Origin of the sequence: Acidovorax sp. A1169 (assembly GCF_030704685.1) — a bacterium.
In the GTDB taxonomy this organism is placed as follows: domain Bacteria; phylum Pseudomonadota; class Gammaproteobacteria; order Burkholderiales; family Burkholderiaceae_C; genus Acidovorax.
Genome location: NZ_JAUZDX010000004.1, coordinates 171,790 through 186,907, shown reverse-complemented (window position 1 = coordinate 186,907; position 15,118 = coordinate 171,790). Strand labels below are relative to the sequence as shown.

Annotated in this window: 12 protein-coding genes and 1 pseudogene; 6 read left to right on the top strand and 7 right to left on the bottom strand. The window is 64.4% G+C overall.

Annotated features, from left to right (window positions below; all coding sequences use genetic code 11):
• Complete coding sequence (locus QYL93_RS09265) at positions 1-957, top strand: succinylglutamate desuccinylase/aspartoacylase family protein (protein ID WP_305743384.1); 957 nt, start codon at positions 1-3, stop codon at positions 955-957.
• A gap of 6 nt (positions 958-963) precedes the next feature.
• Here the strand turns inward: QYL93_RS09265 and QYL93_RS09260 are convergent.
• A pseudogene (locus QYL93_RS09260) lies at positions 964-1,284 on the bottom strand (helix-turn-helix domain-containing protein); the annotation flags it as partial.
• A gap of 35 nt (positions 1,285-1,319) precedes the next feature.
• Between QYL93_RS09260 and QYL93_RS09255 the strand changes: the two are divergent.
• Positions 1,320-1,478, top strand: a complete 159-nt coding sequence (locus tag QYL93_RS09255; protein WP_305743383.1) for a hypothetical protein — start codon at positions 1,320-1,322, stop codon at positions 1,476-1,478.
• An 18-nt stretch (positions 1,479-1,496) separates the two neighbouring features.
• Here the strand turns inward: QYL93_RS09255 and QYL93_RS09250 are convergent, their stop codons facing one another.
• From QYL93_RS09250 to QYL93_RS09240, 3 genes are all read right to left on the bottom strand, one after another.
• Positions 1,497-3,131: a methyl-accepting chemotaxis protein gene (locus QYL93_RS09250; protein ID WP_305743382.1), complete on the bottom strand. Its 1,635-nt coding sequence runs from the start codon at positions 3,129-3,131 to the stop codon at positions 1,497-1,499.
• 206 nt (positions 3,132-3,337) lie between these two features.
• Positions 3,338-5,053, bottom strand: coding sequence for a PAS domain-containing methyl-accepting chemotaxis protein (locus QYL93_RS09245; protein ID WP_305743381.1), 1,716 nt, complete (start codon positions 5,051-5,053; stop codon positions 3,338-3,340).
• 48 nt (positions 5,054-5,101) lie between these two features.
• Positions 5,102-5,821, bottom strand: coding sequence for a helix-turn-helix domain-containing protein (locus tag QYL93_RS09240; RefSeq protein WP_305743380.1), 720 nt, complete (start codon positions 5,819-5,821; stop codon positions 5,102-5,104).
• A gap of 153 nt (positions 5,822-5,974) precedes the next feature.
• Between QYL93_RS09240 and QYL93_RS09235 the strand changes: the two genes are divergently transcribed.
• The 4 genes from QYL93_RS09235 (at position 5,975) to QYL93_RS09220 (ending at position 10,724) form a co-directional block, all read left to right on the top strand.
• Positions 5,975-7,525, top strand: a complete 1,551-nt coding sequence (locus QYL93_RS09235; RefSeq protein WP_305743379.1) for a PAS domain-containing sensor histidine kinase — start codon at positions 5,975-5,977, stop codon at positions 7,523-7,525.
• Positions 7,522-8,163 (top strand): response regulator transcription factor, encoded by a 642-nt coding sequence (locus tag QYL93_RS09230; protein WP_057203681.1) that lies wholly within the window; start codon positions 7,522-7,524, stop codon positions 8,161-8,163. Before QYL93_RS09235 ends, QYL93_RS09230 begins: the two co-directional genes overlap by 4 nt.
• Positions 8,164-8,382: 219 nt before the next feature.
• Complete coding sequence (locus QYL93_RS09225; protein WP_305743378.1) at positions 8,383-10,350, top strand: bifunctional diguanylate cyclase/phosphodiesterase; 1,968 nt, start codon at positions 8,383-8,385, stop codon at positions 10,348-10,350.
• Positions 10,351-10,391: 41 nt separating this feature from the next.
• Positions 10,392-10,724 carry a hypothetical protein gene (locus QYL93_RS09220; RefSeq protein ID WP_305743377.1) on the top strand — a complete coding sequence of 111 codons (333 nt, stop codon included), beginning with the start codon at positions 10,392-10,394 and terminating at the stop codon, positions 10,722-10,724.
• 65 nt (positions 10,725-10,789) lie between these two features.
• On the opposite strand, the gene QYL93_RS09215 is transcribed toward QYL93_RS09220, so the two are convergent.
• From QYL93_RS09215 to QYL93_RS09205, 3 genes are read right to left on the bottom strand one after another with little or no spacing between them, the layout of a single operon-like run.
• Positions 10,790-12,079, bottom strand: a complete 1,290-nt coding sequence (locus tag QYL93_RS09215; RefSeq protein WP_305743376.1) for an HD-GYP domain-containing protein — start codon at positions 12,077-12,079, stop codon at positions 10,790-10,792.
• A gap of 44 nt (positions 12,080-12,123) precedes the next feature.
• Positions 12,124-13,746 (bottom strand): chemotaxis protein CheW, encoded by a 1,623-nt coding sequence (locus QYL93_RS09210; protein ID WP_305743375.1) that lies wholly within the window; start codon positions 13,744-13,746, stop codon positions 12,124-12,126.
• 4 nt (positions 13,747-13,750) lie between these two features.
• Positions 13,751-15,112 (bottom strand): PAS domain-containing methyl-accepting chemotaxis protein, encoded by a 1,362-nt coding sequence (locus QYL93_RS09205; RefSeq protein ID WP_305743374.1) that lies wholly within the window; start codon positions 15,110-15,112, stop codon positions 13,751-13,753.
• Positions 15,113-15,118 lie beyond the last annotated feature (6 nt).

Below are 15,118 nucleotides of genomic sequence, written 5' to 3'. Positions count from 1 at the left end.
ATGTCGACGCAAGCCGCCTTCGCCCCCGACAATTCGCCCCTGGAGGTGCTGCCGCGCGACCTGTCGGCCTACCGCCAGGGCAACACCGGCATCGCCTATGTGCACCGCTTCGAGTCGGGCCGGACCGGTCCGCACGTGCTGATCAATGCGCTCACGCATGGCAACGAGATCTGCGGCATGGTGGCCGCCACGCACCTGCTCGACACCGGCGTGCGCCCGAAGATCGGCACGCTCACGGTGGGCTTTGCGAATGTCGAGGCCTACGAGGCCTTCGACATCGACCGGCCGTACGAGAACCGCCAACTGGTACACAACCTCAACCGCATCTGGTCGCCCGAGATGCTGGACGGCACCGAGCAGAGCCCCGAGCTGCGCCGTGCGCGCGAACTGCGCCCGGTGCTGGCTGCGGCCGACAGCATTCTCGACATCCACTCCACGCGCGCGCCGGTGCAGCCCTTCTGGGTCTACCCGGAGTTCGAGCGCAATGCCGGCCTGGCGCTGGCCGTGGGCAACCCGCTGGTGCACCTGGTGATGCCACCGGGCTCGGCACCAGGCACAGGGGTGATGTCCTATGCCCGCCACGGCGACCCGGCCAGCGACAGCCTGGGCGCGGTGGTGGTGGAGTGCGGGCAGCATTTCGCCCGGTCATCTGCCGACCTGGCCACCGACGTCACGCTGCGCTTTCTGGCGCACCATGGGCTCATCGACGCCCTGCCTGCACCCGCCGACAGCGCGCCCGCGCGGCGCTTTCGGCTGCTGGAGGTGCACTTGGTGCAGACACCGCAATTTGCCTTCACGCGGCCGGTCATCGGCTTCGAAACCTTTGCCAAGGGCGAACTGATCGCGGTGGACGCCGACAAGGAAATCCGCTCGCCCTGCGACGGCTGCACCATTTTCATGCCCACCCGCGATCCGGTGGTGGGGCGCGAGGGGGTGTACCTCACGGTGCAGGTCTGAAGCTCCTCACAGCCGCTGCCGGTAGGCCGCAGGGGTCTCGCCGAAGCTGCGCTTGAACAAGGTGATGAAGGCGCTGGCCGTGGCATAGCCCAGGTCCAGCGCGATGCTGTTCACGGGCACGTTGGCAGCCAGCATCTCCAGTGAGCGCATGAGGCGCGCGCGCTGCCGCCAGGCGGTGAAGTTGAAGCCGGTTTCCTCCACGAAGCGCCGGCTCAGCGTGCGCGAGCTCAGGGCCGCCCACCGGGCCCAGGCCTCCAGGTCGCGCCCGTCCGCCGGGTCGGCGATGAGCGCACGCGCAATGCGCTGCAGGCGCACATCCTTGGGCATTTGTTCCCGCCGCGCACTGGACAAGCGCGCCCCACATGACCCTGTACTACAGCCCCCGCGACGTGCCGGAGCACCCCGTGGAGCCGCTGAGCTGGACGGTGCGCGAGTTCCAGCTGCTCTACAACCGGCTGGGCTCGGGCGGCCCCCACCGGGCGCTGGGGCGATGGCGGTGGGACCACCACCGGTTTCACTAGACCCGGACGCGGATGGGTTCAAGCGGCGCCAGGAGCGCGCGCATGGCCAATGAGGGAGAGGCGAGGCACGCCTCTGGCCAGAGGCAATGCGCGGGTGAGAGCATTGGGTAACTTGAACTGGGCAACGGTCTCCACAAGCCCGTGCGCCTGGTGGCTCAGACTCGACGCAGCAGCAGCCATCTCTTCGACCAGGGCGGCGTTTTGCTGGGTGGTCTGGTCCATCTGCGTCACCGCCTCGTTGATCTGGTCCACCCCCATGCTCTGCTCGCCGCTGGCGGCGCTGATTTCGCCCATGATGTCGGTAACGCGCCGGATGGAATCGACCACCTCGCCCATGGTCTGGCCTGCACGGTCCACCAGGGCGGTGCCGGCTTCCACGCGTTCCACGCTGGCACCGATCAGTCCCTTGATTTCGCGGGCCGCCGAAGCGGCGCGGCCTGCAAGGTTGCGCACTTCGGTGGCCACGACGGCAAAGCCCCGGCCCTGTTCGCCTGCGCGGGCCGCCTCTACGGCCGCGTTCAAGGCCAGGATGTTGGTCTGGAAGGCAATGGAGTCAATCACGCCGACGATGTCCGCGATCTGCACGGAACTCTCGTTGATACTCTTCATGGTGTGGACCACTTCGGCCACCACGGCACCGCCCTGCAGCGCTACCGTCGAAGCGCTCAACGCGAGTTCATTGGCCCTGCGGGCACTTTCAGCGTTCTGCTTTACCGCAGAGTTCAGCTGCTCCATCGAGGCCGCGGTTTCCTCCAGGGCGCTGGCCTGCTCTTCTGTGCGCGAGGACAGGTCGGTATTTCCCTGGGCAATCTGCTCCGAGGCGCTGGCCACGTTTTCGGAGCTCTGATGCACCGAGGAAACCATGGCCACCAGGCTGTCCTGCATGCGCTTGAGTTGTGCCATCAGGCTGGTGGTGTCTCCATCCTTCAGCGCGATGGCCACAGTGAGGTCGCCCTGCGCCACGCTCGTTGCCAGATGGGCAGCAGTGCCAGGCTCCGTGCCCAGCTGGCGGATGATGCTGCGGGCCACCAGGTAGCCGAAACCCAGCGCAAACAGAAGGCCCATGCCGATGGCCAGGGCGACGAAGAGCTGCGTGTTCTGGTAGGACGCGACTGCATGTTCGTATTCGGCGCGCGCAGTATCCAGCTGCACCTGCACCAAGCCCCCTAGCACGTCCTGCAAGGGGTCGAGTGCAGGGTACATGTCCTTGGCGGCAAATTGGGTCAATGCGGCCAGGTCGCCTTTCTGAAGGTGTCCCTCCAGGATTTTTACCGAGCCGTCGGCGGCGGGCAGCAGCTTTTTGAACTGCTCCACCAGGCGCACTTCTTCAGGCACCAGAGTGGTTGCCAGGTAGGCATTCCAGTTGTCGCCGATCTCCTTCTTGGCCTTGCTGATGGAGTCCAGGCCTTGCTGGGCTGTCAACGCACCGTCGCGCACCTTGTGCGCCGTATCAACGATGTTGACCGCATACGCGTCGGATACCAGTTTGATCTGCTTGAGTGGTACCACCCGGTCTTGGTAGACGGTGTTCAGGCCTGCGTTGGAGCGTTGCATGCCCATCAGGCCTGCTGAGCCAATGACAGCCATCAAAGTGCACATTGCTACAAGGAGCAGGGAGAGGCGGGTGGATATTTTGGTGTGCTGGAAGTTCATGGGAGGGTTCAGGTTGGGATGTGTTGATGGTTCGGAATAAAGAGTCAACGCTGGCCTGCCCCTGAGCGCGCTCCAATCAGGGTGGTGGACCGAAAGCCTCACCTAGATAGTGGTGATAATGATTCACATTGCGATTTTTTATCATTTCAATCAAATGAGTGAATTATTTTGTTTTTGTGCTTTTCTGAATCCAAAGCTGCCCAGCCCTAAGGCAGTTGGAGGGCGCGGCCCATTGCGGGCAACCCCGGGGCTATACGTGCCGCTTGGGGCTTTTTTCCTGCATACGCCAGCTCCCTTCCTTTGGCCTTGTGCTGCGCTGGCGTCTTCTGTTGAAGTGGGCGAGGGCGGCTCTCATTGCCATGAACATGGATCTGAAATACCGAAATGGCGCGCTGCACTGTCTCGGCGCTTTGGCTCAGGGTTCCAGCGGACGCGGCGGACTCTTCCACGAGTGCGGCGTTTTGCTGGGTGACGGTGTCCAGCTGCAGCACCGCCTCATTAACCTGTGAGATGCCCTGCGACTGTTCCCTGGTCGCACCGGTGATCTGTCTCACCATGTCGCCCACCTCGCGCACGGAGGTTGTGACCTCCACCAGTGTCTTGCCTGCGCCATGGATGCGTTCAGAGCCTTCGGCGATGCGCTGGGCGGCTTCCGCAGTCAACTGCTGAATTTCCTTGGCGGCAGTGGCGCTGCGTTGGGCCAGCGCACGCACTTCCGTCGCGACCACGGCAAATCCCCGGCCGCTTTCCCCGGCGCGAGCGGCCTCCACCGCTGCATTGAGGGCGAGAAGGTTGGTCTGGAATGCGATGCCTTCGATGACCGCCGTGATGCTGCCGATCTTGCGGGAGGTTTGCTCTATGGCGTCCATCGCCACACGGGCATCCTGCACCGCTTGTTCTCCGCGGCCTGCAATGAGGCCGCTGTCATCGCTGCGTGTCGCCATCACTGAGGCTGTTTCTGCGGTCTGGCGCACTGTGCTTGCCAGTTCCTCCATGGCCGCTGCGGTTTCCTCCAGGCTGGCGGCCTGCGTTTCCGTGCGGCCCGCCAGATCGAAACTGCCCTGCGCGATTTCCCTGGCGGAGGCGTTGAATCCGGTGATCTCCTTGCGAACATCGCCGACCACCGCACGAAGGTTGATCTGGACCTGGTTGAGCCGGCGCATCAAGGCACCCATGGGCTCGGGAAAGTCAAGGCGTGGGAGGCCCGTCAGATTGCACGCCGACAGTTCGCCCGCAAATCGCAAGGCTTCGTGCAGCGCCGCATTCAGGCGCCAGGTGAACCAGGCAAATACGATGCCGAGGCCGGTAGCGAGGATGCTGGTTCGCGCGATGGTCGCCAACGCGCCTTGCCAGTCCATGGCGTCGGGAAGCATCGACAGGGTGGCCACCAGTGCCAGTGCGAAGCCCATGCGCGATGTCAGCGATGACTGGATCGCCGAGGCAGCCAGGCCTCGCACACCCCGTCTGCGAACCTGGCCGGCTGCAATATAAAAGTCCTCCTTGCCGTTCTTCTCCTGCTGTGCCAGCCGCAGGTACAGCGACTGTGCTGCGTCGATCTGCTCCCGTGTCGGCTTGGTGCGAACGGACATGTAGCCGCTTGGCTTGCCCCCTTCCATGATGGGCGTGACGTTCGCCACCACCCAGTAGTGGTCGCCGTCTTTGCGGCGGTTCATGACCAGGCCGGTCCAGGGCTCGCCACCGCCTATGGTCCGCCACATGTCCTTGAATGCTTGCGCGGGCATGTCGGGGTGCCGGATCATGTGGTGCGGCTGGCCAATGAGTTCTTCGTACGCATAACCGGACACGTCGACGAAGGCGTGGTTGCAGTGCGTGATGACCCCCTGCCGATCGGTCATCGACACCAGGGAGTCGGTATCGGGATAGTCGTGCTCACGGTGGGTGACGGGAAGGTTGATCTGCATGGGGAATCCTTCTTAGGAATGGGTGGGTGGCAGTGGGGCCAAGCCCTGCTAGTGAATGGCTGCTTGCGACTCGTTGCCCAGCAGCCTTCCTGCGTCGGCGATGCAAACGTGCCGCTGGTGAACCGTCAGGATTCCTTCCTGGGTCAGCCTGGAGAACAGCCGGCTGACGGTTTCGAGCTTCATCCCGAGGTAGGAGCCGATTTCTGCCCGCGTCATGCGCAGCACCAGCTCCGACTCCGAGAATCCGCGCGCATGAAGGCGCTTGACCAGGTTCAGCAGGAATGTCGCGAGCCGCTCCTGCGCCCGCATGCTGCCCAGCAGCAGCATCATCTGGTGCTCGCGAACGATCTCCCGGCTCATCGCCTTGTGCAGGTGCTGCTGCATGGCGGGCAATTCACGCGAAAGCTCGGCCAGCCGGGTGTAGGGAATGGCGCATACCTCCGAATCCTCGAGGGCCACCGCGCTGCCCATGTGGCGCTCCGTGACGATCCCGTCCAGGCCAATCATCTCGCCGGCCATCTGGAATCCAGTCACCTGCTCGTGCCCTGTCTCGGTGGCCAGGCCTGTCTTGAAAAAGCCGCTGCGCACGGTGAAGAGGGCCTTGAACGCATCGCCGTCGCGAAACAGGTGCTCGCCCCGCTTGATCCGGATGCGCCGAATCGACAACTGGTCCAGACGCACCCGTTGCGATGGCTCCAGGTCCACGGGAAAGCACACATCGCGTTGTGTGCACTGGGAGCAGGTGGCGGTGGTAGAAGCGTTGGTCATGGTGCAGGTCCCCGGTTGGTGTCACGACTGTAGGCAGCCGGCCGGGATCTGGCTGTGGGGAGTTCTCCACTGCGCCTGACGGGAGCTTCGGTCATGTTTCCTTGGCCGCCCTGACAAAGCGAACCTACAATGACCGAAAGAGGGTGGAGCGGCATGGGTGGTGCATCGGTGCATGCGCTGCCTGCCGCCTGGTTCCAACAAGAGGCGTACCTCCATTTGACTGACATGCCGCCACTGCCGACCGAGGCACAGACCGGGCTTTCCGACAGCGAAGCCCGGCTGCGGGCGTTGTTCGAATCGGCCATGGATGGCATCGTCACGATCGATGCAACGCAGCGCATCGTGCTCTTCAACAAGGCGGCGGAGCGCATGTTCCGCTGCGAGGCTGCGCAAGCGCTGGGCCACCCGATCACCCGCTTCATGCCCCAGCGATTTCGTGGGCAGCATGCGGCGCACGTCGAAGCGTTCGGCACCACAGGCATCACCACCCGCCGCATGGGCTCCATCGGGGCCATCAGCGGCCTCAGGGCAGACGGGGAGGAGTTCCCCATCGAGGCATCCATCTCGCAGGTGGAGATTGCCGGGCAGAAGCTCTTTACCGTCATCCTGCGCGACGTCACCGAGCGGGTCCAGAATGAGCTGCGTCTGCGCGAGCAGCAGGAGACCCTGGCCGCGGTGATCGATGCGGCCAGCGACGCGGTGATCAGCTGCGACGAGGATGGGCGCATCGTGCTGTTCAACCCGGCGGCCGAACGCATTTTTGGGCGCACCGCAGCCAGCATGCTCAATCAACCGCTGGACTCCCTGATGCCCGAGCGCTATCGCAGCGGGCATGGCGCCGACCTGCATGGGTTTGTGGAATCCAAGGTCACGCGGCGCGCCATGGGCGCAGGCCGCGTCAAAGGCGTGCGCGCCGACGGAGAGGTTCTGGAGCTGGAAGCGTCCATCTCGCGTGCGGTGGTCAATGGCAAGCTGACCCTGACGGCGATCCTGCGCGATGTCACACAAAGGGCGCGGGCAGAAGAAGCACTGCTGCGCTACCAGAGCGAGCTGTCGGATCTGGCGCAGCAGCTCATGCACCAGGAAAAAGAGACGACGCAACGCCTGGCCCAGGCACTGCACGACCAGCTCGGTCAGACGCTCACCGCGATCCGGCTCACCTTCGACGCAAGCGCGGCGAACGCTCAGGATGTGCAGGCCAGCGGGAAGGCCAGACAGCAACTGGGCGGCCTGATTGACCAGGCAATCAAGCAAGTGCGTCAGGTTCTGGTGGATCTGCGCCCGCCATTGCTGGACGATGACGGGCTTGCAGCAGCCCTGGACAACGAATTGAGGTCGCGCGACCTCACCCTTCCGGGCATTGACCTGTTGCTTGAAGTCGAGCCCGAGGTCTCGCGCACGCGCTGGCCAGCCGATGCAGAGTACGCAGCCTTCATGGTTGCGCGAGAGGCCACCTCCAACGCAGTACAGCACGCGAAAGCCACCCTTGTGAGGGTTGTACTGGCAGGCGATGAAAGCCAGTTTCGGATCGAGGTGATTGACGATGGGCAGGGCTGGCCCCTGGATACGCAGATCGCTCGCCCCGGGCACCTGGGCGTGGTGGGCATGCGCGAACGGGCCCTTGCCACGGGTGCCCGCTTCAGCATTGCGCCGAACCCTGGCGGGGGCACCATCGTGCGGCTGGACTGGGGTGCGCACCGATGAGCAGGCTCTACCTGGTGGACGACCACCTGATGGTCCGCGAGGGGCTGCGGGCGGTGCTGCAGATCGCCGGCCATGAGGTTGTGGGCGAGACCGCCGACCCCACCGTGGCCGTAGCAGACATTCTGCGGCTGATGCCGGACGTACTTCTCCTGGACCTGAGCCTGGGCGGAAGGTCTGGATTCGAAGTGCTCGCCGACTTGCAGCGCCGCTCGCTGAGCGTGCGCACCGTCATGCTCACCATGTCGGCACAACCCCAGCATGTGGCCGAATCGTTGCGCATGGGCGCAGTGGGCTATGTGCTGAAGGGTGCGCCATCGAGCGAGGTGCTGCGCGCGATCGAGGTGGTGTTGCAGGGCCGCCGCTACCTTGGCCAGGAGGTGGCGGACCTGGCGGTGCAGGCCCTCACGGCGGATGCAGACGTCGACCCCTTCGGGGCGCTGTCACCGCGCGAGCGGCAGATTGTCGTCATGGTGGTCACAGGCCTGTCCAGTGCCGCCATCGGCCGCGAGCTGCACCTGTCTCCCAAGACCGTGGACACCTACCGCAGCCGTCTCATGAGCAAGCTGGGTACGCCCAATGTGACCGCACTGGTTCGTCTGGCAATGCGCCACCAATTGCTGGGGGCGGACCCTCAATAGCCTGCACCCGGGGGCCGGCGCAGTGCTGCTGCGGCTACCCGATGCCGAGGGCAGGGGAGGCCCGCGGCGGGCTCTTGCGCCTGTGTCGACCCGTTTCCTGTCGAGCTCCCCCCCACCCAGGCCATCGAGACTTCCCCACAGACCGGGCTGCCGGCAGTTCCTACACTGGGCCATCAGGAGCGCGACACGCCCGCTCCCGGTTCCTCTTCAAGGAAACATATGGCCGATCAATCCACAATCTCCATCGACGCACACAGCGCCCACCCCGCATTTGGCAGTGAGGTGGTCGGCATGCTGCTGCAGGCCATGCGGGAATCACCTGCACCGATGGTGCTCACCGAACCGGACGGATGCATCCTCAAGGTGAACGAGGCGTTTGAATGCGCGACCGGCTACGCCATGGACGAATTGGTCGGGCGCAGCCCGGGCATGCTGCGTTCGGGGCTGCAGGGGCGCAGTTTCTACAGCACCATGTGGGCGTCGCTGGGCAGCCAGGGGCGCTGGCAAGGAGAAATCTGGAACCGCCGCAAAGACGGCCAGCTGTCGCAGGAGTACCTGACCATCGTCACCCTGCGTGGATCGGATGGCGTGGCCGCATACCATCTGGGCACCTATGCCGGGCAAGCCTCGCAACAGCTGGGCAGCGGGCGTGCGAGCCGCGATGCCGCCACGGATGCAACCACCGGCTTGCTCAGCCGCAAGGCGTTCACCGAGGCCGCCGATCTCCTGAGCGAGAAGTCCCCCCTGGTGCATGTGCTCGCGCTGGACATCGATGGCTTCACGGAACTCAATGAACTGCACGGGCTGGTGTCGGGCGACGCCGTGCTGCGCCAGATGGCGCTGCGCTGCACGGAGGTCGCCGCTGCCGACGGCCGGCCGGCGGCGGTGGCCCGCGTCGGGCCCGATGAGTTCGCCATCGCGCTGGCAGACCCCCATGCGGGGGGCGGTGATGCGGTTCAGTCGTTCGCCTCGCGCCTGTATGCGAAGACGGCATTGCCCTTTGACCTCGGCGAGGGAAAGCACATCCAGATCTCGGTCAGTGTGGGCTTGTCATCGTTGGCGCAGGGGTGTGCAAGCGCTGCCGAAGCACTGCTCCATGCGTCGGCGGCCCGCCAGGAAGCCGTGCCGGGGTTGCCCATGTTGCAGTGCTATGAGGCTCAGGATGGACAGCGCCGCATGGCGCTCGCGCTGCGCGATGCGGTGCGCCTGGAGCAGATCACCGTAGCCTATCAACCCAAGGTGAATCTGGCTTCCGGGCAATTGTCGGGAGTCGAGGCATTGGCCCGCTGGGTGCTGCCCGATGGCAGCAGTATCTCCCCTGCTGAGTTCATTCCACTGGCGGAGCGCCGTGGCCTGATCGGATTGATTGGCGACAGCGTGATGGAGCAGGCGCTGGCGCAGCTCGCGGCCTGGCAGACGATGGGGCTGGCAGCGCCCGTGGTAGCGGTCAATTTCTCTGCGCTGCAGTTCCAGCGGCAAAACTACGTGCAGCACGTTGCGCTTGCGCTGGACCGCCACGGCATTCCTGCCCGGCTGCTCGAAATCGAATTGACCGAGTCGCTGCTGTTTGGCGATATCGATGCCGTGATGCAGTCGCTGCAGTCCTTTCGCAACCTGGGGGTTGCGCTGAGCATCGACGACTTCGGCACGGGCTATTCCTCCTTGGCCTACCTGCGCCGCTTTCCGGTGCAGTACCTGAAGATTGACCGGCAGTTTGTGTCCGCCATGGGGGACGACGCCAGTGCCTGCGAGATCGTGCGCCTCATCGTGGACATGGCGCACCGGCTGAACCTGCGCTGCATCGCCGAAGGCATCGAAACCGAGGCCCAACTGAAGTTGCTCCAATCCATGGGCTGCGACGAGGGGCAGGGCTTTCTGCTGGCGCGCCCGCTGGACACCGGCGCCATGCAGGCGGTGCTCGCCGGCCGTGTGCCCTGGGCAGCGCTTTTCGAATCGGGGCCTGTGGAATCGGTGCGGGTTGACATGGATCAAGGCGCCAACGGGGGCTGCAAACCACAATCACCCACTGCACGTTGCAATGGCGACGTTGCCAATGTTCCATTTCCTGAAGGGCCTTTCCAAGACATGCGAGCCGTAGCCGACATCTCGGGCGCCGCCTTTCTGTGCCCTCGTGAAGCAGCGCAGGGCCCTGGGCTCTTGAGGAGTGGCATGTGCCAGACAGGCTGAACGCCGTCGGGCAGAACACTGCACCCTGCAGGGTTCTGACCGTGTTGCCGACCCGCTGGCACAGGCAGGCGGTTCAGGCGGTTTGCCGGGTGCGCGATCCCGGCTGCGTCGTCACCGACGTACCCAGCGTGACGGATGCGGTGCTGGTGCTCTTGAGCGAGCCCGTCGATGTGGTGGTGGTGGATACGGGGCTCGCGGGCGATATGCTCGGGGTGCTCCAGCACCATGCCCGCCGCTCAGCGCCCAGGGCGAAGATGGGGTTGTTCAGTGCAGAGCTGCACTCCGGGAGCCCAGCAGCCACCGGCGATCTGTCGCAAGGGCATCCCTGGTCGGACATGGAGGCAATCCTGGATCGTCTGCTTCAGGATGCCTGAGAAGGAGCCGTGGTGAGGTCCGCCTAACTGGTGGTTTGGTGTGTCGCGCGGGGCGCCTCCTGCTTTCAGCGAGAGGCTGAAGGCAGGCCCGACCACAGCTCGTTGAGGTCCGGAAACTTCCATTGGTCAGGGTCCTCGCGGGCCACGATCTTCTCGGTGCAGCCCGGCTCGGCCAGATCGATGGTGGCGGGCGGAATGCGCATGTCTGACTTGGTGGAGAAGAACACCTTCACCCTGGGCGAGGTCAGGGACTGCTGGCCCTGCTCGGTCACCACGCCGATGCGCCCGGAGGTCAGCCGCACCAGCGAGCCCACGGGGTAGATACCGATGCTCTTCACAAACGCCTGGAACAGCCGGGGATCGAAGTGCCCCTTGGTCCACTCGGCCATGCGGCGCAGCGACTCCGCCGGGTCCCAGCCGCGCTTGTAAGGGCGGTCGGAGGTGATGGCGTCGTACACATCGCAGATGGCCGTCATGCGCGCGATCAGGCTGATCTCCTCGCCTTTGAGCTTGTCGGGGTAGCCTGAGCCGTCCATCTTCTCGTGGTGGTGGCGGCAGGCGTCCATCACCGAGTCCTCCACGCTGCCGCCCTCCTTGAGCATCAGGTAGCCCTGGACCGGGTGGCTCTGGATCACGGTGAACTCCTCATCCGTGAGCTTGCCCGGCTTGTTGAGCACCGCTAGCGGAATGGCCGCCTTGCCCAGGTCATGCAGCAGCCCGGCCATGCCGGCGCTGCGGGTGTGCTCTTCGTTGAGGTTGATCTGCTTGGCCAGAGCCACCATAAGCGCACACACGGCCACCGAATGCATGTAGGTGTAATCGTCTGCTGTCTTGAGGCGGGCCAGGCTGATCAACGCGCTCGGGTTGCGCGTGACGGAGTCGGAGATTTCTTCCACCAGGCTGCGCGCATTTTCGGAATTCACCGCCTTGCCCATGCGCGCCTCGCTGAACATCGAGACCATGGCCTGCCTGGCCTCCCCGCAGATGGAGGCGGCCGCCTGCAGCTCGCTGTGCATGCTGGCAGGTGCCCGGCCCCGCGCACGGCGGGGCGGCGGCGAGGGCGGGGGAGGCGGATCCACCACCAGGGGCGGCATGGTGTCGAGCATGCCGAAATCGGTCTCCACCTGAAAATCCGCCTCCTCGCGCGAGACGGAGCGCACACCGGCCGCCACGTCCAACCCCTTGGACGTATCGATCCAGACCTCTTCGATGGACGCGGCCTTGATGCGCGCCAGGTCCTTGGGCTCCTTCAAGACGAACTTGGCCCGCCAGAACGGGTGATCCATCCACGAACCGCAGAAATCGTGCACATACATGCCCAAGGTAAGGTGCTGAATGCTGATGCGCTTGAGCATGAAGAATTTCCCGTTTTGGCTGCGCTTCGGCAGCAATCAAGATTTCAAGATGGAAGAACGTCATTGTCAGCCAGGCAGGGCTTGCTCCGGCTGGAAGGCGTCGTGGCTGAGGTGGCGCCGGAGCCACTGTTTGGCGGGGAGGGCGTCGAATCCTGTGCATGCAGGCCATGGTCCTGGAATGCCTCGGCCTGGCGCCCGATGTCCACAATTTCATAGCTGCCTTGCTTGCCGGCTACTTCGGTGGTGAGCACGTTGAGGCTGCGGCCCTTGTTCAGGTGCAGCGAGACAATGCTGCCCACAAACGCGGGTACCAGATCGATGACAGCCTCCACCACCAGCGCGGTCAGCCGGTTCGCTTCTTTCACGATGAGCAGGCGTCGTTCCGGCCCGGTGATGCAATGCACCCCGTCTGTGGCAAGGCGCAGGTCCAGCAGCGGCACCAGTGTCCCCCGCCATTGGTAGTGGGTTGCCAAGGGCAGTGCGGCCTCTCCCTCGTCTGCTTCTGCCTTCACGATCTCCTGTATGCCCTTCAAAGGGGTCGCCATGGCACGACCTGCCTGAAAGACCAGGTGTGCTTCTGGTGAGACATTGGCCTCATCTCCAGACCGGCCATCGAGACCCTTGCCCAGGCTGGAGCCGGATTGGCCGAGCGTCTGCATCTCTTCGGAGCCGATGGCACCCATGGGCAAGGCGCTGAACAGTGCTGTGACCGACAGCAGCTGTATGGGGCGCCCGGCGGGGTCGCCGGGGTCTGAGACCACGCTGGAGCCCAGCGGGGTGACCGCGGGCTGAAGCCGGTTTGACTCAAACCGTTGTACCGCCACGAACTCGTCGACGAGTATCCCCAGGGCTTCGATTGGCGTGCGGAGCACCAGCAGCCACGGTTGAAGCGGGGTGTCGGGAGAGGGGAGTTGCAGACCCAGTTCGTGGTGGATCCCAACCACTGGTACCTTGCGCTGGCCCCAGGCAAACACGCCTTGCAAACCCTTGACCAGGCTCGGCAGCTTTTGCAGGGGCGGGGTCGGCATCAAGGTGCCCACCGACTGAACTGGCACCGCAAAGCGCAACCCTCCCAGCCCGACCACGACGTGGGCCTCCGTGGGGGCAGGGCGCGCATCGTCGATGCTGCCTTGCTGGGCGGGCGGGCTGTCGGATGCTGAAGACGTTTCCAGCGCCTGGCGCATGGCCAACTGTTCCTGCACCCAGACCTGGGTTAGCTGCAGAAGATGCTCGGTATCCAGCAGGGGAACCGGGTGCTCGAACCCCTTGACGTGAAGGACACTGTGGAACAGCTCTTGCGCAGCGCTGTCATGGTGTATCTGGTGCACGGCGCCAGGCTCAACCAGCACGATGCCCACCGTGCGTTCAATGGCGATGCCGGTCATCCGCCCCGATTTTTGCAGGATCATGACCTGCGCAGGCGTGGCGGTTTCATCCGCATGCAGCAGGCTGCCCCAGCAGGCCAGGTCCACGATGGGCACCACCTGTCCCCGGTGCTGGAATACGCCCACCAAAGCACGTTCGCTGCGCGGCAGATGGGCGGCCGGTCCGTTGAGCGGCAATGCCTGGCCCACTTCGTTGACCGGTAAGGCCAGGGTGATGCCTGCTGTTCGGACCATGGCATAGCGGTTGGCCCTGGGTGGGGGGAGAGAGGACGAAGTCGACACTGCTTCAGCCTCCGTTCGCCGAGCCATGCAACTCGGACAGCAGGCGCGCAGCGCTGTGCGTCGCCTGGGCCTGCTGCGCCGATGCCTTGTGGATATCCGTCATGGCGGAGCAGGAGTTGCCCACCGCGCGCGTGATGCGCGAAAACACGTCCTCGACCTGCTCCGAGAGCCTGCTTCCCTCTTCGATGCGCAGCAGGGTCTCGGTCATCAACTGGCTGATGCCTTTGGTCGCGGCGGAGGATTTCTCTGCCAGCTTGCGAACCTCGTCGGCCACGACCGAAAAGCCCAGGCCGTGGTCGGCGGCACGGGCGGCTTCAATGGCGGCATTGAACGCCAGCAGGTTGGTCTGGCTGGCAATGTCGCGGATGGTGTCCACAATGTCGTTGACGCTGCGCGATGCATTCTGTATCTGCCGCGTCGCTTCGCGTGAGCGCTCCAGCAGCGCCGTGCCGCCGGATGCCTCCTCCTGGGCCGAGAGAGCGAGCGCAAGCGACTGCTGCGAGCTGCTGGTGATGCCATCGGTAGAGTCCGACAGTTGTTCCAGTACCGCAGATATCTCGGGGACTTTTTCGCGAATCGTTTGTTCCCTGTGGACCTGTTCGGTCACGTCAATCGCGAACTTGACGACCTTGTAGGGATTGCCATTTGCATCCAGGATGGCGTTGTAGGTGGCCTGGATCCAGACCTCTGCCCCATGCTTGCCCATGCGCATGTAGCGTCCGCTCTGGAACTGGCCCAGCGACAGATCGGCCCAGAAGTTGCGGTACTCGGCAGACTTCACCAGCTCTGGCGTGCAGAACATGCTGTGGTGCTGGCCCTTTATTTCTGGCAGCGTATAGCCCAGGGCGCGCAGGAAGTTGGGGTTGGCGTCGATGACGTTGCCCTGCATGTCGAACTCGATGACCGCCTGTGAGCGCGACAGGGCATCGAGCTTTCCCTCGAATTCACTGCTGCGCAGCTTTTCGGCCGTGATGTCTGTGGCGAACTTGACCACGCTTTCAGGCCGCCCGTCGGCGTTCAGTACCGGGTTGTAGGACGCCTGTATCCAGATCTCTTTACCCTGCTTGTCCATGCGCCTGTATTCCCCCGCATCGAAATCGCCCCTTCCCAGTCGGTCCCAGAAGAGGGCGTACTCGCGGGACTTGGCAAACTCCGGCGCGCAGAACATGCGGTGGTGCTGCCCCTGCACCTCCTGCAGCGAGTAGCCAAAGGTCTGCAGAAAATTGTCATTCGCGTGCAGGACCCGGCCATCAAGCGAAAACTCGATGACCGCCTGCACGCGGTTGATGGCTGCGTACAGCGCCTGCGTGCGCGGGCCCTGTTCTGCCAGCAGTAAATCTGATGCGGCGATGGATGTGGAGTTCATGGAGAA

Excerpts from the sequence above, each read along its gene's own strand:
- QYL93_RS09265 (WP_305743384.1), top strand. The coding sequence starts at position 1 with ATGTCGACGCAAGCCGCCTTCGCCCCCGACAATTCGCCCCTGGAGGTG.
- QYL93_RS09255 (WP_305743383.1), top strand. The coding sequence starts at position 1,320 with ATGACCCTGTACTACAGCCCCCGCGACGTGCCGGAGCACCCCGTGGAG.
- QYL93_RS09250 (WP_305743382.1), bottom strand. The coding sequence starts at position 3,131 with ATGAACTTCCAGCACACCAAAATATCCACCCGCCTCTCCCTGCTCCTT.
- QYL93_RS09245 (WP_305743381.1), bottom strand. The coding sequence starts at position 5,053 with ATGCAGATCAACCTTCCCGTCACCCACCGTGAGCACGACTATCCCGAT.
- QYL93_RS09240 (WP_305743380.1), bottom strand. The coding sequence starts at position 5,821 with ATGACCAACGCTTCTACCACCGCCACCTGCTCCCAGTGCACACAACGC.
- QYL93_RS09235 (WP_305743379.1), top strand. The coding sequence starts at position 5,975 with ATGGGTGGTGCATCGGTGCATGCGCTGCCTGCCGCCTGGTTCCAACAA.
- QYL93_RS09230 (WP_057203681.1), top strand. The coding sequence starts at position 7,522 with ATGAGCAGGCTCTACCTGGTGGACGACCACCTGATGGTCCGCGAGGGG.
- QYL93_RS09225 (WP_305743378.1), top strand. The coding sequence starts at position 8,383 with ATGGCCGATCAATCCACAATCTCCATCGACGCACACAGCGCCCACCCC.
- QYL93_RS09215 (WP_305743376.1), bottom strand. The coding sequence starts at position 12,079 with ATGCTCAAGCGCATCAGCATTCAGCACCTTACCTTGGGCATGTATGTG.
- QYL93_RS09205 (WP_305743374.1), bottom strand. The coding sequence starts at position 15,112 with ATGAACTCCACATCCATCGCCGCATCAGATTTACTGCTGGCAGAACAG.